This window comes from Streptomyces sp. NPDC001941, from assembly GCF_040296945.1.
In the GTDB taxonomy this organism is placed as follows: Bacteria; Actinomycetota; Actinomycetes; order Streptomycetales; family Streptomycetaceae; genus Streptomyces.
The window spans coordinates 60429-79853 of sequence record NZ_JBEOYE010000001.1 but is presented as its reverse complement, the minus strand read 5'-3'; the positions used below and the strand labels follow the sequence as shown (position 1 = coordinate 79853).

At 72.8% G+C, this 19425-nt stretch carries 11 protein-coding genes; all 11 read right to left on the bottom strand.

The window, feature by feature from the left end:
* Positions 1-4: 4 nt before the first annotated feature.
* A complete protein-coding gene (locus ABT160_RS00310) occupies positions 5-2596 on the bottom strand; it encodes a glycosyltransferase family 4 protein (RefSeq protein WP_351641570.1) in 2592 nt (863 codons plus the stop codon).
* Positions 2597-2698: 102 nt separating this feature from the next.
* Positions 2699-3712, bottom strand: coding sequence for a Gfo/Idh/MocA family protein (locus ABT160_RS00305; RefSeq protein ID WP_351641569.1), 1014 nt, complete (start codon positions 3710-3712; stop codon positions 2699-2701).
* On the bottom strand, positions 3709-4827 hold the full coding sequence (locus ABT160_RS00300) for a DegT/DnrJ/EryC1/StrS family aminotransferase (RefSeq protein ID WP_351641566.1): 1119 nt from the start codon (positions 4825-4827) through the stop codon (positions 3709-3711). The genes ABT160_RS00305 and ABT160_RS00300 overlap by 4 nt, the downstream gene beginning before the upstream one ends.
* A gap of 339 nt (positions 4828-5166) precedes the next feature.
* On the bottom strand, positions 5167-9099 hold the full coding sequence (locus ABT160_RS00295; RefSeq protein ID WP_351641565.1) for an Rne/Rng family ribonuclease: 3933 nt from the start codon (positions 9097-9099) through the stop codon (positions 5167-5169).
* Between the two features lie 238 nt (positions 9100-9337).
* Positions 9338-10123: a TIGR03936 family radical SAM-associated protein gene (locus ABT160_RS00290; protein ID WP_351641563.1), complete on the bottom strand. Its 786-nt coding sequence runs from the start codon at positions 10121-10123 to the stop codon at positions 9338-9340.
* A gap of 126 nt (positions 10124-10249) precedes the next feature.
* A complete protein-coding gene (locus ABT160_RS00285; protein WP_351641562.1) occupies positions 10250-11569 on the bottom strand; it encodes a hypothetical protein in 1320 nt (439 codons plus the stop codon).
* Between the two features lie 79 nt (positions 11570-11648).
* Positions 11649-13571 carry a TIGR03960 family B12-binding radical SAM protein gene (locus ABT160_RS00280; protein WP_351641561.1) on the bottom strand — a complete coding sequence of 641 codons (1923 nt, stop codon included), beginning with the start codon at positions 13569-13571 and terminating at the stop codon, positions 11649-11651.
* A 158-nt stretch (positions 13572-13729) separates the two neighbouring features.
* Positions 13730-15250 carry a CYTH and CHAD domain-containing protein gene (locus ABT160_RS00275; RefSeq protein ID WP_351641559.1) on the bottom strand — a complete coding sequence of 507 codons (1521 nt, stop codon included), beginning with the start codon at positions 15248-15250 and terminating at the stop codon, positions 13730-13732.
* A gap of 63 nt (positions 15251-15313) precedes the next feature.
* Entirely contained in the window at positions 15314-16513 is a 1200-nt protein-coding gene (gene rodA / locus ABT160_RS00270; protein ID WP_351641557.1) for a rod shape-determining protein RodA, read from the bottom strand.
* 6 nt (positions 16514-16519) lie between these two features.
* Positions 16520-18721 carry a penicillin-binding protein 2 gene (gene mrdA, locus ABT160_RS00265; protein ID WP_351641556.1) on the bottom strand — a complete coding sequence of 734 codons (2202 nt, stop codon included), beginning with the start codon at positions 18719-18721 and terminating at the stop codon, positions 16520-16522.
* Between the two features lie 34 nt (positions 18722-18755).
* Positions 18756-19424 (bottom strand): rod shape-determining protein MreD, encoded by a 669-nt coding sequence (gene mreD, locus ABT160_RS00260; RefSeq protein ID WP_351641554.1) that lies wholly within the window; start codon positions 19422-19424, stop codon positions 18756-18758.
* Position 19425 lies beyond the last annotated feature (1 nt).

Below are 19425 nucleotides of genomic sequence, written 5' to 3'. Positions count from 1 at the left end.
CCGGTCACTTCAGGAAGCCGCTCAGGACCTGCGCGGTCCAGGTCCCGTCGTGGTACGTACGGGCGAACTCCACCGACTCGCGGCCGATGCGGGCCGTGCGGTCCCGGTCGTCGAGCAGCGAGTCCAGGACCTGGCGCAGGTCGCGCGGGGTGGCGGGGACGATCGGCAGGGCGCCCTGGGTGACGTCCTTGACCTGGTCGCTGATGTAGCCCACGACCGGCTTGCCGGCGGCCATGGCCTCCACGGCGAAGGTGCCGTAGCTGCCGGTGGTGAACTGGTCGAGGACCAGGTCGCACTCCTGGACCAGGGCGCGCATCTCGGCCCACGGGATGCCCTCGGCGAGCCGGAAGTCGATGACTCCCTTGTCGTGCAGCTCGGTGAGCAGCGGCATGATCCGGTCGGTGCCCTTGGTCCAGCGCTTGGAGGGGGCGTGCAGCACGATCGGCCGCACCCGCTCCATCACCGGCTTGTCGGTGGCCCAGGCGGCCACGTCGACCACCAGCGGCGTCCAGGCCGCGGACGGCAGGTCGTCGAGCAGGTCGGGCGTGGTCACGTACAGCGGGAGGCCGGCCTCCTCGGCGATGCGCCGGTTGGCCTCGGCCTTGGCCTGGAGCTTGTCCACGATGCCCTCGGGGGCGTCGTGGAACAGCGAGAACTCGTGCCGCTCCATGTGCCGGCCGGGGTGGCGGATGTCGCTGCCGTGGGCCAGTACGCCGACCTTGACCCGGGCCTGCTTGAGGGCGGCCAGGTCGCCGGAGAGGGTGCTGCCGTTGAGGTAGCCGAAGACCGGCATGAAGGCGTCGACGAGCAGGTGGGTGTAGCGCCCGACGATCCGCTCGACCTGCTGGAACTGCACCTCCATCTCGCGCAGCCGGGTCGCGTCGACGTACACGTCGGCCGGGTAGTCGAAGGACTCCGGCCGCTTGTTCATCACGACCTCGACGGACACGTCGGGGTTGATCCGGGAGATCGCCTGGGCGTAAGCGGCGCCCTGGCCCGCGTAGTTGGCCGGGCCCAGGCCCAGCTTGACGCGGGTGTTGCCGATCTTCTTCCAGACGGGCTGCCCGTCGTCGCCGGTGATCTCGACGGTACGGACGGCGCCCGGGGTCTCCTGCACGGTCCACGACACCTCGGGGCGCGGGCCGGGCGGGGTCTTGCCGGACAGCTCGGCGTACAGCCGCATCAGCTTGCCGCTCTGGGCCTCCCAGGACAGGTCCGTGAGGACGTCCTCGGTGATGCGCTCCGCCAGCTTGTCCCGGTCCTTCATGGCGCGCGCGGCGGCCTTGGCGAAGGTCTTGGGGTCGTCCCAGGTCCACACCTCGCCCAGGCCGTGCTCCTCGACGTACGCCTTGATGACCTTCACGTCGCTGGTGACCAGCGGCAGCCGCGCCTGGAGGTACTCGGAGACCTTGGTGGGCAGCGAGACCTCGCAGTTGGGGACCTTCTTGAACGGGGTCAGGCCCAGGTCCGCGGAGGACAGGTAGTCGGCGACCTCGTGCTGCGGCACGTACGGCACCAGGTGCACGCGGTCGCGCACGCCCAGCGACTCGGCCTGCGCCAGGAGTTCCTCCAGGAGCGGGGTGGTGCGGCCCACGACCAGCGCCAGGTGGAAGTCGGGCAGCTCCGGCAGGCCGTCGATGACCGCGTCCACGCCGCGCTCCCGGCCGATCCAGCCGGAGTACACCATCAGCGGGACGCCGGGGGCCAGGCCGCAGGCGTGCCGGACCGACGAGGACGCCTTGGCGCCGCCGATCACCTCGCGCACCGGGGAGTTGCCCACGACCAGCGGCAGCTCGCGCAGCCCGTGGTCGTTCTTCAGCAGCTCGGCCATCTGCGTGGAGACGGTCACCACGGCGTCGGCGCGGCCGATGAACTCGGCCTCCATCGCCGGAAGGGCGTACCCCTGGCGGCGGTTGGGCCACTCGACGCCCTTGATGTACTCGTGCGCGTCGTACAGCCAGGCGCACCTGTGGCCGGCCGACCGCAGCCGCGCGGCGCTGCGCGCGGCGGTCACGATCATCGTGGCGTCGTTGGCGTGGATGACGTCGGGGCGCAGCTTCTCCAGGACCGGGCCGAAGGCCAGGTCCAGGTCGACCACCTGCGGCCAGTCGCGGCGCCAGTCGCGCACCGGCGCCGGGTCCTTGGGCCGCTGGCGGCGCTGCTCCCACTTGAAGGCGCGCACCCGGAAGCGGTGCACCGCGCGGCGGGCCTTGAGCAGGGCCTTCAGCGAGGCGCGGCGCGGCGAGCCGGCCGAGCTGGCGTCGGCCGACTTCTCGCGCACCCAGGCCTTGTAGGCCGCGCTGTAGCGGTTCAGCGCGGCCTGGTCCTGGATGTGGAACTGCGTGGCGGCGGCGCGCAGCGGATTCGTCTTGCGCGCGCCGACCGCCCGGAGGTAGTCGGTCCCCACGGGGACCCGGATCACGTCGATCGGGCCCATCTTGGAGTGCTGGACCTTCTTGGTGTCGCTCCTGCCGATCAGGGTGACGTCCCAGCCGTCGCGGGCCGCCGCCACGGCGGTCTTCTGGACCCGCGAGTCGCCCGTGATGCCGTTGGCGACGATCACCGCGAGCTTAGGTCGGCGGGCAGGGGATTCCATTGCGTACTTCCTCCGGATGGAAGACAAGAGTCGGGCGTCCCCGGCCCCCTCCTGGGAGGGAGCCGGGGACCGGCGGGCTGCGGCGCCCGCCGCCGAGGCAGATCAGGCAGCGCCGCCGCTGTTGTCGAGACGGACAGTAACGCCGTCGGCCGCCGACTCGAGCACGGCCGCGGCCACCTCGACGGTACGCAGTCCCTGGCGCAGCGTGCAGATGTCGTCGGACTTGCCGAGCACCGCGTCCCGGAACAGCTCGTGCTCCACCAGGAGCGGCTCGCGCTTCGGGATCGCGTAGCGGACCATGTCGCCCTCGGACACGCCGCGGAAGGCGCGCAGCGCCTCCCACTCGGTGGCCACGGCGGCGTTGGAGTAGAAGGTCAGGTCGGCGGTGAGGGTGTCCGCGATGAAGCAGCCCTTCTCGCCGGTGACCGAGGTGAACCGCTCCTTGAGCGGGCTCAGCCAGTTGACCAGGTGGTTGACCATGGTGCCGTCGGACAGCTGGCCGATGGCCGAGACCATGTCCTCGTGCGGACGGCCGCTCTTGTGCACCGTGTGGGCGGCGATGGAGCGGTACTCCTGGCCGGTCACCCACGCGGTCAGGTCGATGTCGTGCGTCGCCAGGTCCTTGACCACGCCGACGTCCGCGATGCGGTGCGGGAAGGGGCCCTGGCGGCGGGTGACGACCTGGAAGACGTCGCCCAGCTCGCCGGACTCCAGGCGGGTGCGCAGCGAGCGCAGTGCCGGGTTGCAGCGCTCGATGTGGCCGACGCCGGCGACCAGGCCGCGGGACTCGAAGGCCTCGACGAGGCGACGGGCGCCCTCGACGGTGTCCGCGACGGGCTTCTCGATGAGCGCGCCGACCCCGGCCTCGGCCAGCTTCAGGCCGACTTCCTCGTGCAGCGCGGTCGGGCAGGCGACCACGGCGTAGTCGATGCCCAGCGAGATGAGCTCCTCGACGGTGGACAGCACGGGGGCGCCCTGCGCCCAGCCGTTCTTGTCGCCCATCGGGTCGACGACGCCGACCAGGCGCACGCCGTCGAGGCCGGCCAGCACGCGCGCGTGGTGGCGGCCCATGGAGCCGAGGCCGATCAGGCCGGCCCGCAGTCCGTTCGCAGTCACAGGTTCTCTCCCAGAGCGTTCACGGCGGTGACGATGCGCTCGAGGTCGGCCTCGGTCAACGAGGGGTGGACCGGCAGGGAGACGACCTCGGCGGCCGCCTTCTCCGTCTCCGGCAGGTCCCAGCTGCGGCCGGCCTTCTGGTCCGGCTCCCAGTACGGCTTCAGCCGGTGGATGGGGGTCGGGTAGTAGACCGCGTTGCCGATGCCGGCCTCGGTGAGCTTCGCCATCGCGGCGTCGCGGTCACCCTGCACACGGATCGTGTACTGGTGGTAGACGTGGCGCGCCCCCTCGGCGACGACGGGGGTAACGACACCCGGCGCGGTGATGTGCTCGGTGAGGTACGCGGCGTTGGCGATGCGCTGCTCGGTCCAGCCGCCCACCTTGCCGAGCTGCACGCGGCCCACGGCGGCGGCGACGTCGGTCATGCGCATGTTGGCGCCGACGATCTCGTTCGCGTACCGCTGCTCCATGCCCTGGTTGCGCAGCAGGCGCAGGGTGCGGGCGACCTCGGCGTCGGCCGTGGAGATCATGCCGCCCTCGAGGGAGTGCATGTTCTTGGTCGGGTAGAAGCTGAACGTGCCGCCGGTGCCGAAGGCGCCGACCGGGGTGCCGTTCAGGGCCGCCGTGTGCGCCTGGCAGGCGTCCTCGACGACCGCGAGCTTGTGCTTGTTCGCGATGGCCATGATCCGGTCCATGGCGGCCGGGTTGCCGTAGATGTGGACCGGCATGATCGCCGCGGTGCGCGGGGTGATCGCGGCCTCGACGGCGGCCGGGTCGATGTTGAAGCTGTCGCGCTCCACGTCGACGAAGACCACGTCGGCGCCGACCAGGCGGACCGCGTTGGCCGAGGCGGCGAACGAGAACGACGGGACGATGACCTCGTCGCCGGGGCCGATGTTCAGCGCCATCAGAAGGAGGTGCAGGGCCGAGGTGCCGGAGTTGACGGCGACGCAGTGACGTCCGTCGACCAGCTCCGAGAACCCCTCCTCGAACGCCGCGACCTCGGGACCCTGGACGACCCGGCCGCTGCGCAGAACGCGTACGGCGGCCTCGATCTCCTCCTCGCCGATGACGGGGCGTGCAGCCGGAATGGGTTGGGGGTTGCTGCTCGACATGGTCGTCCTCCTTGAACACCGCGAGAGCTCTATGTGGCAGAGGTCTGGGGTGTGGCGGACGTCGTGCACGAGGCCGCGCGTACCCCTCCGGCGCGATGCCGACGCCCTACCGAGGAATGCTGGGACCGGTCTTGTGTCCCGGAACCGACTCGGTCACCCACCGTAGTCTCCGGGCGGGTGCCCGCACACGGCAGCGACCGGCGTCACATTATCAGGAATTTCGTAGTCAATTTCTGGGCCGTTAACAAGGCCAGGTAGCGATTCAGAAACAACTTGCGTGGTCCCCCCGGGGAAACCCCGGGGGGACCACGCAGCGTTCAGACAACGCTCACCGAGTGTTCAGTCCTCGGTGACGGCGGTCACTCCCGACGGGGCCTGCTGCTCGGCCGCCGCCGTCTTCTTCGCCGCCGACTTCTTGGCGGTGGTCTTCTTCGCCACCGTCTTCTTCGCCGTCGTCGTCTTCTTGGCGGCCGTCTTCTTCACGGCCGCCTTCTTCGCCGTGGCCTTCTTGGCGGTCTTGCGGGCCGCCTTCTTGGCCGGGGCCGCCTCGTCGGCGGGCTCGGCCTCGGCGACCGGCTCCGCGGCGGGCTCGGGAGCCTCCACCACGAGCACCGCGGCCTCCTCGGCACCCGCGGGCGCACCCGCCGGGGCGGTGGCCTTGCGGGTCGCCCGGCGGCGGGCCCGCGGCGGGGCGGCCACGGGGGCCTCCTCGACGGCCGGCTCCACCGCGACCGGCTCCGCGACCTCGGCGGCGACGGGCGCCTCCTCGGCCTTCGGGGCCTCCACGACGACCTCGGCCACCGGCTCGGCGGCCGCCTTCGGCGCACCGGCGGGCGACGTGGCCTTGCGGGTCGCACGGCGACGGGCACGCGGCGGCGCCGCCTCCTCGACGACCGGCTCCGGGGCCTCCACGACCGGCTCGGCGACGGGCTCCGCCACCGGCTCCGGCTCGGCCTTCGGGACCTCGCGCTCCACCGGCTCCGCGGCGGCCCGGGCGGGCGCCCCGGTCACCGGGGCCGACGCCCTGCGGGTGGCCCGGCGGCGGCCACGGCCGCGACCGGCGGCCGCCTCCGCCTCGGCGGGGCTGCCGTACAGCTCCTCGCCGGGCGCGAACGCGGGCTCCTCCAGGGCCACCGGCGCGGCGGCCTCCGCCGCCACCTCGGCCTCGGTCTCCGCCCGCGCGGAGTCCTCGCCGTGCGCCTCGTGCTCGTGGGCGTGGCCGTGCTCGTGCTCGTGCTCGGAGGCACCGCCCTTGCCGCGCTTCTTGGAGCGCTTGCCGTTGCCGCCGCCGCCCTGGGACGCCGGCTGCTCCATGTGCACGATGACGCCGCGGCCGTTGCAGTGGACGCAGGTCTCCGAGAAGGACTCCAGCAGGCCCTGGCCGACCCGCTTGCGGGTCATCTGGACCAGGCCGAGCGAAGTGACCTCGGCCACCTGGTGCTTGGTGCGGTCGCGGCCCAGGCACTCCAGCAGGCGCCGCAGCACCAGGTCGCGGTTGGACTCCAGGACCATGTCGATGAAGTCGATGACGACGATGCCGCCCAGGTCGCGCAGCCGCAGCTGGCGCACGATCTCCTCGGCCGCCTCCAGGTTGTTCCTGGTGACGGTCTCCTCGAGGTTGCCGCCCTGGCCGGTGAACTTCCCGGTGTTGACGTCGACCACGATCATGGCCTCGGTCTTGTCGATCACCAGCGAACCGCCGGAGGGCAGCCAGACCTTGCGGTCCAGGGCCTTCATCAGCTGCTCGTCGATCCGGTACGTCGCGAAGACGTCGACCTCGCTCGTCCAGCGCTGCAGCCGGTCCGCCAGGTCCGGGGCGACGTGCGACACGTAGCCGTGGATGGTCTCCCAGGCCTCGGCGCCGCTGACGATCACCTTCGAGAAGTCCTCGTTGAAGATGTCGCGCACGACCCGGACGGTCATGTCCGGCTCGCCGTACAGCAGGGTCGGGGCGTTGCCGCTCTTCGCCTTCTTCTGGATGTCCTCCCACTGCGCCTGCAGGCGCTCGACGTCGCGGCGCAGCTCGTCCTCGCTCGCGCCCTCGGCGGCGGTGCGCACGATGACGCCCGCGTCCTCGGGGACGATCTTCTTGAGGATGGTCTTCAGGCGCGCGCGCTCGGTGTCCGGGAGCTTGCGGCTGATGCCGGTCATCGAGCCCTCGGGCACGTAGACCAGGTAGCGGCCGGGCAGCGAGACCTGGCTGGTCAGGCGGGCGCCCTTGTGGCCGATCGGGTCCTTGGTGACCTGTACGAGGACGGACTGGCCGGACTTCAGCGCGGCCTCGATGCGGCGCGGGCCGTGGGCCATGCCGAGCGCCTCGAAGTTGACCTCGCCCGCGTACAGCACCGCGTTGCGGCCCTTGCCGATGTCGACGAAGGCGGCCTCCATCGACGGCAGCACGTTCTGGACCTTGCCCAGGTAGACGTTGCCGACGTACGAGGTGGCCTGCTCCTTGTTGACGTAGTGCTCGACGAGCACGTTGTCTTCCAGGACGCCGATCTGGGTGCGCTCGCCGCTCTGGCGGACGACCATCACGCGCTCGACGGCCTCGCGGCGCGCCAGGAACTCCGCCTCGGTGATGATCGGCACCCGGCGGCGGCCCTGCTCGCGGCCCTCGCGGCGGCGCTGCTTCTTGGCCTCCAGACGGGTCGAGCCCTTGATGGACTGCACCTCGTCGGAGGGGTGGTCGTCGGACGACTTCTTGCGCGGCTCGCGGACCTTGACGACCGTACGGACGCCGTCCTCGTCGCCGGACTCGGCGTCGGACGCGCTGTCACCGCTGCGACGGCGGCGGCGACGGCGGCGGCGCGAGCTGCTGGAGCCGGCCGCGTGGGAGTCGGACTCGTCGTCCTCGTCCTCGTCGGACTGCTCGTCGCCCTGCTCGGCGTCGTCGTCCTCGGCACCGTCCTCGGCCTCGGCGGCCTCGCCGCGGCGACGGCGGCGGCCACCGCGACGGCGGCGGCGCGACGGGCGGTCCTCGTCGTCACCGTGCTCGTCGGCGGCGTCCTCGGCCTCGGTCTCCTCCTCCGCCTCCTCGGCGGCGGGCTCCTCCACCGGAGCGGCCGGAGCGGCCGGGGCCGCGGGGGTGGCGGGAGCGGTCTCGGCGGCCGGCTCGGCGGGCTCGCCACGGCGGCGGCGACGGCGACGCCCGGCCGGCTCGGGCGCGGGCGCCTCGACGGCCTCCACGACCTCGACCTCGGCCTCGGTCTCCTCCTCCGCCTCGACGTCCGCGTCGACGGTGCGCTGGGCGGCCTCGGCGGCGGCCATGGCGGCGGCCGTCTCCGGGGTCTGGAACATCGGCTCGGCGAAGACCGGCGCCTGGAACACGGCGACGGCCGGGCGGGCGGCGGTGCGGCGGCGCGCGGGGGCGGCCTCGGCCTTGGCGACGGGCTCCGCGGTGAACTCGGGCCGGCCGGCACGGCTGCGGCCGCGGCCACGGGTGGCGGGCTTCTCGGCGGGAGCGGCCTCGTCGGCGGCGGTCTGCGCGACCGCGGCCTCGGGCAGGGCCTCGCCCGCGCCGGACTCCTCGGCGACCGGGGCGGTGGCCTTGCGAGTGGCACGGCGGCGGGTGCGCGCCGGAGCAGCCTCGGGCTCGGCCTCCACAGCGGCGGGAGCCTCCTCGACCACCGGCGCCTCAGCGGCAACGGTCGTCTCCGGGGCAGTGGCCTTACGGGTCGCACGGCGACGCGGACGCGCCGGAGCGGCCTCGGGCTCGGCCTCCACAGCGGCGGGGGCTTCCTCGACCACCGGCGCCTCAGCGGCGACCGTCGTCTCCGGAGCAGTGGCCTTACGAGTGGCACGGCGACGGGTACGCGCCGGAGCAGCCTCGGGCTCGACCTCCGCAGCAGCGGCGGGGGCCTCCTCGACCACCGGCGCCTCAGCGGCAACCGTCGTCTCCGGAGCAGTGGCCTTACGGGTCGCACGGCGACGCGGACGCGCCGGAGCAGCCTCAGGCTCGGCCTCCACGGCAGCGGCGGGCGCGGGGGCCTCCTCCACGGCCGGCGTCTCGGCGGCGGCCGTCCCGGTCACCGGCGAGGTGGCCTTGCGGGTGGCACGGCGGCGCGGACGCGCGGGGGCGGCCTCGGCGGGCACCTCGGCCTCGGGGGCCTGGGCGGCCGGTATGGCCGGCGTGGCCTCGGTCACGTCCCCCACGGGGGCGACCGGCGGGCCCGCGGGGCGGGAAGCGGCGCGGCGCCTGCGGCGCGGCGGCAGCTTGTCGCCGGGGGCGTTGTTGTCTTCGGCTCCGGCGGTGCCGGATTCGTTCTCGAGCATGCGGGCGGTTCTCCCGTCACGCTCCCGGGCGCCGCGCCTGGTCCGGTCCGGCGGCAACTGCGCGCAACTGGTGCGCGAGTGCCGCCGTCCGGGGCGCGGTCGCCGCACGGGAGCTGTTATGTCTGGCTCGCCGGTTCCGTACGCCCTGTGCGCACGGCCTGGCGAAAGTCTCCTGGTCAACGCGCTGCCCGACCCAGGTGGCTCCCGAGTCCGAGGGCTGCGCTACGACGACCGTTCCCTACGCGGCGGGACCTTCCGGCGCCGTCGCGTTGGCGGTCCCGGCGGCCGTGGGTGGAGCGGCCGGGGCTGCCTCGCGGTCGGGCGCGAGCGGGTCGGTCACCGTGCCGGACTCCTCGTCGAAGAGCCCCTGCGCCAGCCTGGTCACCGCTGCGGGGACCGGCGGCGCCAGGTCGGCCACAGCTCGGAGACCGGACAGGACGTCGTCGGGTCGCACGGCAGGCGTCACGTGCCGAACAACCAGCCGCAGTATCGCACAGGGGCCGTCCGCGGGCCTATCAGCCTGTGGACGAGGCTCCTGCGCCTCCAGTGCGGCAACGGCTCCCCGCGCGTCGAACGTACGGATCCCGTTCTTGGTCTTCCGCCGCACCTCGACCGCCTCGGCGCCCAGGAACGCGGCGACCGCGGACCGGGCCTCCTCGACCGGGACCCCTTCCAGGCGCAGCTCCCACACGGAGGCGGTGAGCCGGTCGGCGAGTCCCGGGGTGCGCGCCTCGACGGCGTCGACGATGTCGAGGCCGTCCGGCAGCGACTCGTCGAGCAGGGCCCGCAGCTTCTCGGGGTCGCGGTGCTCGGTGAGCGCGATCTCCAGGAACTCGCCCTCGGAGCCCGTCCCGGTCGGGGCGGCGTTCGCGTACGACACCTTGGGGTGCGGGGTGAAGCCCGCCGAGTACGCCATGGGCACCTCGGCGCGGCGCAGCGCGCGCTCGAAGGCGCGCTGGAAGTCGCGGTGGCTGGTGAACCGGAGGCGGCCGCGCTTGGTGTAGCGCAGACGGATGCGCTGCACCGCAGGTGCGGGCGGCGGGCCTTCGGGCTGTCGCTTGCCCAGTGGTTCTTCTCCTCGGTGCGGGGCGGGCGCGGTGGCGCGCCGCCCTCGAATCCTGGTGGGGTTCCCAGGGGGCCGCCGCCCGGTTCACCCCCGCTGCAGCGGGGAGACCTCGGGTGCGGGCGCCGCGCCGGGAACGCTCGTCGTACTACCCAGAGTACGCGCCCGGGCCCGTACCGGTTCCCCCGGCTCCTCCGGCCGGGCCCCGCCGACCAGCGCCCGCCACACGTCACGGCGCGCCTGGCGCACCGCCTGCCGGGCGGTCGCCACGACCTCCGCGACCACCCGGCGCCCCGGCCGCCACAGCGCGTCGCGCACGAAGTGGCCGACCGGGACGCACACCGCGCGGTACGCCCACCCGAGGGGCCGGCCGACCAGCTGCCACCCGAGCCACTTCAGGGTGCGCCCGACGGCCCGCGACAAGTACCCGGCGACGCGCCAGGCGACCTCCAGGGCACCGCCGACCTCCCGCACGAACGGCACGAGGACCCGGTTCCACGCCCACACCACCGGCCTGACCAGCAAATTGACGACCACCCACCCCCCGGCGACCCCCACGGGCCGCACCACGTACGCCCACCCGGCCCCCACCACCCACACAACCGCCCGCCCCACGGGCACGAACCCGTACGCCCACACGGCCCCCACGACCCACACGGCCGCCCGCCCCACGGCCCCTACGACCCACGCCGCGCCCCGCGCCACGGGAACCACGAGATGCGCCCACACGGCCCCGGCCACCCACGCCACACCACGCCCCACCGGCACGAGCCCGTACGCGTACGCCTGCCGGACCAACCACGCCACGGCCCGCCCGACCGGAGCGAGCACGTACCCGTACCCCTGCCGCCCGAGCCACCCAAGCCCCCGCCCCACGGGCACGAACCCGTACGCCCACACGGCCCCCACCAGCCACACGACCGCCCGCCCCACGGCCCCCACGACCCATCCCAGCCCCCGCCCCACCGGGACGACCAGGTAGCGCCAGAGCCCCACCCAGGGCCACACGAAAACGGCCTTCGCCAGCCACACCAGCACCACGCCCAGCGGCACCAGGAGGTACGCGTACACCTGCCGCCCGAGCCACCCCAGCAGCGCGTCCAGCCGCCGCCCCAGCCACACCACCGCCCTGCCGAACGGCGCGAGCCCGTAGGCGTACAGCACGTGCCCGACCGGGGCGAGCAGGTACGCGTACACCTGCCGCCCCAGCCACCCGAACCCCCGCCCCACCGGCCGCAGCACGCCCCGGTCCACCGCGCGCCCCACCGCGACGAGCACGTCCCACACCATCCGCACCGGCAGCACCACGAGCACGGCGACGATCCGCACCGGAACGCGCACGACGGCGACGAGGCACCCCTCGGGCTCGGCCGGCACCGGCGCGGGGACCCGCTTCTCCATGTCCATGCCCGAAAGGACGCCGAAGGCCCGGCCCCGGGTTACCCCGGGACCGGGCCGTTGCGAGGGTGTTACCCGCTCGTGGGCGTTACTTGACCGACAGCGGCAGCAGCTTCTTGCCGGTCGGGCCGATCTGGATCTCGGTCTGGAGCTGAGGACACACCCCGCAGTCGAAGCACGGCGTCCAGCGGCAGTCCTCGACCTCGGTCTCGTCGAGGGCGTCCTGCCAGTCCTCCCAGAGCCAGTCCTTGTCCAGGCCGGAGTCCAGGTGGTCCCAGGGCAGGACCTCCTCGTAGGTGCGCTCGCGGGTGGTGTACCAGTCGACGTCCAGGCCGAAGTCCGCCAGGGCCTTGTCCGCGCAGGCCATCCAGCGGTCGTAGCTGAAGTGCTCGCGCCAGCCGTCGAAGCGGCCGCCGTCCTCGTACACCGCGCGGATCACGGAGCCGATGCGGCGGTCGCCGCGGGAGAGCAGGCCCTCGACGATGCCCGGCTTGCCGTCGTGGTAGCGGAAGCCGATCGAGCGGCCGTACTTCTTGTCGCCGCGGATCTTGTCCCGGAGCTTCTCCAGGCGCGCGTCCGTCTCCTCGGCCGAGAGCTGGGGGGCCCACTGGAACGGGGTGTGCGGCTTGGGGACGAAGCCGCCGATGGAGACGGTGCAGCGGATGTCGTTGGACCCGGAGACCTCGCGGCCCTTCTGGATCACGTTCATCGCCATGTCGGCGATCTGCATGACGTCTTCGTCGGTCTCGGTGGGCAGCCCGCACATGAAGTACAGCTTCACCTGGCGCCAGCCGTTGCCGTAGGCCGTGGCGACCGTACGGATCAGGTCCTCCTCCGAGACCATCTTGTTGATGACCTTGCGCATGCGCTCGGAGCCGCCCTCGGGGGCGAAGGTGAGGCCGGACCGGCGGCCGTTGCGGGTCAGCTCGTTGGCCAGGTCCACGTTGAACGCGTCGACCCGGGTGGACGGCAGCGAGAGGCCGATCTTGTCCTCTTCGTACCGGTCCGCCAGGCCCTTGGCGATGTCGCCGATCTCGGTGTGGTCCGCGGAGGAGAGCGAGAGCAGGCCGACCTCTTCGAAGCCGGTGGCCTTCAGGCCCTTCTCGACCATGTCGCCGATGCCGGTGATGCTTCGCTCCCGCACGGGGCGCGTGATCATGCCGGCCTGGCAGAAGCGGCAGCCGCGGGTGCAGCCGCGGAAGATCTCGACGGACATGCGCTCGTGGACGGTCTCCGCGAGCGGGACGAGCGGCTGCTTGGGGTAGGGCCACTCGTCGAGGTCCATGACGGTGTGCTTGGACACCCGCCACGGGACGCCGGACCGGTTCGGCACGACGCGGCCGATGCGGCCGTCCGGCAGGTACTCCACGTCGTAGAACGCCGGGACGTACACCGAGCCGGTCCTGGCGAGGCGGAAGAGGACCTCCTCGCGGCCGCCGGGCCGGCCCTCGGCCTTCCACTGGCGGATGATCCCGGTCATGTCGAGCACGGCCTGCTCGCCGTCGCCGATGATCGCCGCGTCGATGAACTGCGCGATCGGCTCCGGGTTGAAGGCCGCGTGGCCGCCGGCGAGCACGATCGGGTCGTCGAGGGTGCGGTCCTCGGACTCCAGCGGGATGCCCGCCAGGTCCAGGGCCGTGAGCATGTTGGTGTAGCCCAGCTCCGTGGAGAAGGAGAGGCCGAAGACGTCGAACGCCTTCACCGGGCGGTGCGAGTCGACCGTGAACTGCGGGACCCGGTGCTCGCGCATCAGCTCCTCCAGGTCCGGCCAGACGCTGTAGGTGCGCTCGGCGAGCACGCCCTCGCGCTCGTTCAGTACCTCGTACAGGATCATGACGCCCTGGTTGGGCAGCCCGACCTCGTAGGCGTCGGGGTACATCAGCGCCCAGCGGACGTCGCATTCGTCCCAGGCCTTGACGGTGGAGTTCAGCTCACCGCCGACGTACTGGATGGGCTTCTGCACATGCGGGAGCAGCGCTTCGAGCTGTGGGAAGACCGATTCGGCAGACATCTCCGGACCTTCGTGGCTGGCAGGGGGCGACTCTCTAGCGTAACGCGAGTGGCGTACGCCGAGGCACGGTGATCATGGCGACCGTCCGCCGCACCCCGCGCCGCGCCCCGTCACGCCCCGCGCCGCCCCCTGCTTCCGGCACCCCCGCCGCACCCCCGTCAGCTCCCCAGCGCCTCCCTCAGCCCCGGCTCGGAGGCCCGTGCCCACACGGCCGGGAGTTCCGCCTCGCGGGCCGCTGCCGCCGCCTCCTCCTGCCCGTACAACAGGCCCCAGGTGAAGGCGGACTCCCCCGCCAGGTGGGCCTGGACGGCCAGCGCCCGCAGGGCCTCGCGGGCCACCACGGCGTCCTGGTGGTCGCCGAGGACCGTCTGCACCTCCTTCATGGCCCGGGCGAAGCGCTTGGCGGGCTTACCCAGGGCGGCGGTGGCGGCCTCGCCCGCGTACCGGGCGCGCTTGGCGGCCTTGCGGGCGTCGTGCGCCGCCAGGTCGCGCTCGTGGCCCGGGGGCAGTTCCAGGGCGCGCCCGACCCGGGCGGCGAGCCGGTCGTGGTTCCGGCGCACGGCGGCGGCCAGGGCCTTCTCCGGGGGGCGGGCGGCGGCCGGGAGCAGCGGCGGGGCCTGGAGCAGGGCGTCCAGGGCTTCCAGGAGGGCCAGGTAGCGCGGGCCGTCCAGGGTGCTCAGGGCGCGGCGCCGGGAGCCGGAGCCGCGGGCCGCGTTCCAGATCCGCAGGCGGCCGCGGACCGGGCCGAGGAGCAGGGTGCGGGGCAGTGCGTCGACGCGGGTGCGCAGCCGGTCCAGGAGGACCTCGTGGTCGCGGGCGGCGCCGAGTTCGGCGGCGAGCCAGCGCAGTTCCCCGCCGACGGGGTCGGTGGCGGTGCGGTCGAGGACGCGGCGGTAGGTCTTGAAGGCGCTGCGCATCCGGCGGGTGGCGACGCGCATCTGGTGCACGGAGTCGGGCAGGTCGCGGCGGACGGCGGGGTCGAGGGCGACGAGGGCGTCGCGCTGGGCGCGCAGGTAGTCCAGGACGTGGGCGCCGGCGGTGCCGGGGGCCGGGTCCCCGCCGGGGGCGGGGCGGGTGGGGCGCAGGCCGGTCTCGGTGAGGGCGCGGGCGAGTTTGGACGGGGACGCGGAGGGGCGTACGCCCGCCTTGCGCAGGCGCTTGCCGACGGCGGCGAGGAGGGCGGGGTCGGCGCCGTCGGCGAGTTCGACCTCCAGCTCGCGCCAGTCGGCCCGGCCGTCGGCCAGCAGGTTCTCGGCGCGCACGGTGTCGACGCTGACCTCGGCGAGGAGGGTGCCGTCGGCGGCCAGCAGGTGGTGGACGGCGCGGGTGGAGAGCAGCCGCATCACGGGGACGACTTCCTCGCCGCGGACCCGGGAGCGGATGAGGGCGGCGAGGGGGCGCGGGAGGGTGGGGGCGAGGGGGGCGCGTATCTCGTCGCGGATGCCGGTGGAGACGGGGAACTTGAGGTGCCAGCCGGCGTCGTCGCCGCCGGTGCGGCGGCGCAGGGTGAGGGCGTCGGAGGCGAGGCGCAGGCCCCGGGTGTCGTGGTAGACGGCGTCGAGTTCGGCGACGCCCCGGTCGGCGACCGAGGCGACGTCGGTCACCCGGGTCAGGTCGGGCAGTTCGGTGTCGGCAGTGGCTTCGTACTTCAGCTCGATCTCGCGCTTGGTGTCCGCCATGCCAAGAACGTAGACGCCGGGGGTCCGCGTGGGCAGACCCCCGGCGTCGCGAGTACGTCCCGCTCAGGCCGTTATCGGCCGCTGGACCCTGATCGACTGGAGGAGTCCGATGGCGACCCAGACGGCGAACATCGAGGATCCTCCGTACGAGACGAAGGGCAGCGGGAGTCCGGCGACGGGCATGATGCCGAGGGTCATGCCGATGTTCTCGAAGGCCTGGAAGGCGAACCAGGCGATGATGCCGGCCGCGACGATCGTGCCGTACAGCTCGCTGGTCTCGCGGGCGATGCGGCAGGCGCGCCACAGGACGACGCCGAGGAGCACCAGGATGAGTCCGGCGCCCAGGAAGCCGAGTTCCTCGCCGGCGACGGTGTAGACGAAGTCGGTCTGCTGTTCGGGCACGAACTGGCCGGTGGTCTGGGAGCCCTTGAACAGGCCGGTGCCGGCCAGGCCGCCGGAGCCGATGGCGATGCGGGCCTGGTTGGTGTTGTAGCCGACGCCGGAGGGGTCGAGCTCGGGGTTGGCGAAGGCGGCGAACCGGTTGATCTGGTACTCGTCGAGCAGTCCCAGCGCGGCGACCAGGACGGCGCCGAGGACGCCGGTGCCGAGGAGGCCGAAGATCCAGCGGTTGGGGGCGCCGGAGGCGAGGAGCACGCCGAGCACGATCATCGCCATCACCATGACGGAGCCGAGGTCCGGCATCAGCATGACGATCGCTATGGGCAGCGCGGCCAGGCCGAGGGACTTGGCGACGGTGCGGTGGTCGGGGTGCAGCTGGTCGCCGGCGTCGACCCGGGCGGCGAGCATCATCGCCATCCCCAGGATGATCGTGATCTTCACGAACTCCGAGGGCTGGAGGGAGAATCCGCCGCCGATCACGATCCAGGCGTGGGCGCCGTTGATGGTGGCGCCCAGCGGGGTGAGCACCAGCAGCACCAGCACCACGGAGATGCCGTAGAGGACGGGGACCGCGCCGCGCAGGGTGCGGTGCCCGAGCCAGATGGTGCCGACCATCAGGCCGATGCCGATGCCGGTGTTCAGGACGTGGCGGAACAGGAAGTAGTACGGGTCGCCGTGGTTGAGGGTCTCGCGGCCGCGGGTGGCGGACCACACGAGGAGCGAGCCGATGACCGACAGGGCGACGGCCGAGAAGAGCAGCGGCCAGTCGAGCCTGCGGACCATCGAGTCACGGGCGGTGAGCTTGGCGAAGGTGCCGCGCTGCGGGGCGTAGCGGGAGACGGAGAAGCCGTTGGTGCCTGCCATGCGGGCTCAGTCCCTCCATCGCGCGGCGGGCGCGCCGGCGACCGGCTGGGTCCCGCCGCCCTGCTTCTTGGCCGGGTCCACCGCCTTCTGCGCCTCGGGGTCGTACGGGGCGATCCTCGGCGCGTCGATGGAGCCGTCGGACTCGATCCTGGGCAGCGCGCTCTGCGGCCGGGGCAGCAGGGCCCGCTTGACGTCCTGGTTGCCGGCGTCGTCGAGGCCGTAGATCGCGTCGTAGATGTTGCGCACGGCGGGGCCGGAGGCGCCGGAGCCGGTACCACCCTGGGCGATCGTCATGATGATCGAGTAGTCCTTGGTGTACGTGGCGAACCAGGAGGTCGTCTGCTTGCCGTAGACCTCGGCGGTACCCGTCTTGGCGTGCATCGGGATCTTGTCCTGCGGCCAGCCGACCTGGCCGAAGCGCCAGGCGGCGGTGCCGCGGGTGGCGACTCCCGCGAGGGCGTCGTCTATCAAGTCGTGGGTCTTGGCGTTCATCGGCAGCCTGCCGTGCGACTTGGGGGCGATCTCCTCGACGTGCTTGCCGTCGGCGCTGACGATGGCCTTGCCGACGGTGGGGTCGTACATGGTGCCGCCGTTGGCGATGGCGGCGTAGACGGTGGCCATCTGGATCGGGGTGACCAGGGTGTCGCCCTGTCCGATGGAGTAGTTGACCGAGTCACCGGCGCGCATCAGGTTGCCTTCCAGGCAGTTCTCGTACGACAGCTGCTGCACGTACGTCCCGCCCTTCTTGCCCGTCTTGCACCAGTAGTCCTTGTTGGCCTCCCAGAACTTCTGCTTCCACTGGCGGTCCGGGACCCGGCCGCTGACCTCGTTGGGCAGGTCGATGCCGGTCTCGGCGCCGAGGCCGAACTGGCGGGCCGTCTTGTAGAACCAGTCGTGGGCGTCCTTCTTGGGCTTCAGGCCGCCGTCCTTCTGCCACTCCTTGTGCGAGAGGGCGTAGAAGACGGTGTCGCAGGAGACCTCCAGGGCCTGGCCGAGCGTGATGTCGCCGTGGCCCTGGGACTCGAAGTTGGTGAAGGTCTGGCCGCCGATGGAGTACGAACTGGGGCACGGGTAGCGCCCGTTGAAGTCGTACCCGGCGTTGACCGCGGCGGTGGTGGGCACCACCTTGAAGATCGAGCCGGGCGCGGCCTGGCCCTGGATGGCCCGGTTGAGCAGCGGGAAGTTGGAGTCCTTGCCGGTGAGGCCGGCGTAGTCCTTGGCGGAGATGCCGCCCACCCAGGCGTTGGGGTCGTACGTCGGGTTGGAGGCCATGGCCACGATGCGGCCGGTCTTGGCCTCCATCACGACGACGGCCCCGGAGTCGGCCTTGTAGTTCTCGCCGGTGTTCTTGTCGAACTCCTTGCGGGCGGTCTTCATCGCCTCGTTGAGCTCGTACTCGGCGACCGCCTGGACGCGCGCGTCGATGGAGGTGACCACGTTGGCGCCGGGCTGCGCCTTGTCGCTCTCGGCCTCGCCGATGACCCGGCCGAGGTTGTCGACCTCGTAGCGGGTGACGCCGGCCTTGCCGCGCAGTTCCTTGTCGTACGTGCGCTCCAGGCCCGAGCGGCCCACCTGGTCGGAGCGCAGGTAGGGCGAGTCGGTGTCCTTGGCCTTCTCGATCTCCTCGTCGGTGACGGGCGAGAGGTAGCCGAGGACCTGGGCGGTGTTGGCCTTGCCGGGGGCGGCGTAGCGGCGTACGGCGGTGGGCTGGGCGGTGATGCCGGGGAAGTCCTCGGCGCGCTCGCGGATCTGCAGGGCCTGCTTGGGCGTGGCCTCGTCGGTGACCGGGATCGGCTGGTACGGGGAGCCGTTCCAGCACGGCTGGGGCGTCTTGGCGTCGCACAGCCGGACCTTGTCCATGACCTCCTTGGGCTGCAGGCCCAGGACGCCGGCGAGGCGGGTGAGGACGGCCTTGCCGTCGTCCTTCATCTTCATCAGGTCGGTGCGCGAGGCGGAGACGACCAGCCGGGTCTCGTTGTCGGCGAGGGGCACGCCGCGGGCGTCGAGGATGGAGCCGCGCACGGCGGGCTGGACGACCTGCTGGACGTGGTTGCTCTTGGCCTCGTCGGTGTACTCCTGGCCGTTGCGGATCTGGAGGTACCAGAGCCGCCCGCCGAGGGTGAGCAGCAGCGAGAAGACGAGGACCTGGATGACGACGAGCCGGATCTGGACCCGGGGGGTCCGTCCGGTCTCCGGGATGTTGCTCATGCTGCCGTTCCCCCCTCGCACGCGGGCTGTGCGGTCACAGTCGCTTGACCCCCTTGATGCGTCCGGCGCGCGAGGCCCGGGAGCGGGCGGCCTTCAGGCGCAGCCCGCCGCGCTGGTTGCCGATGCGCAGGCCGGTGCCGGAGGCGAGCCAGCCGGAGGCCACGTCGCTGCCGCCGGCGCCGCCGCTCTCGCCGAGCGGGTCGTTCTCGGCGCGTCTGGCGAGCGCCATGACGAGCGGCACGGTGAAGGGCGCGAGCAGCAGGTCGTAGACGGCGGCGGTGAACAGCAGGGTGCCCAGGCCGACGTGGCGGGCGGCGGTGTCGCCGACCAGGGCGCCGACGCCCGCGTACAGCAGGGTGGAGCCGATGGCGGCTCCGACGACGACGAACATGGGCCCGGTGGCGGAGCGGATCTGGCCGGTCTCCGGCTTGGCCAGGCCGGCCAGGTAGCCGATCACGCAGAGGACCAGGGCGTAGCGCCCCAGGGCGTGGTCGGCGGGCGGGGCCAGGTCGGCGAGGAGTCCCGCGCCGAAGCCGATGAGCGCGCCGCTGACGTGCCCGTACACGAAGGCCAGGCCGAGGACGGTGAGCATCAGCAGGTCGGGGACGGCGCCGGGCAGTTGCAGCCGGGCGAGGACGGAGACCTGGACGACCAGGGCCACCACCACGAGGGTGACGGACAGCAGCATCCGGTTGAAGCGCATC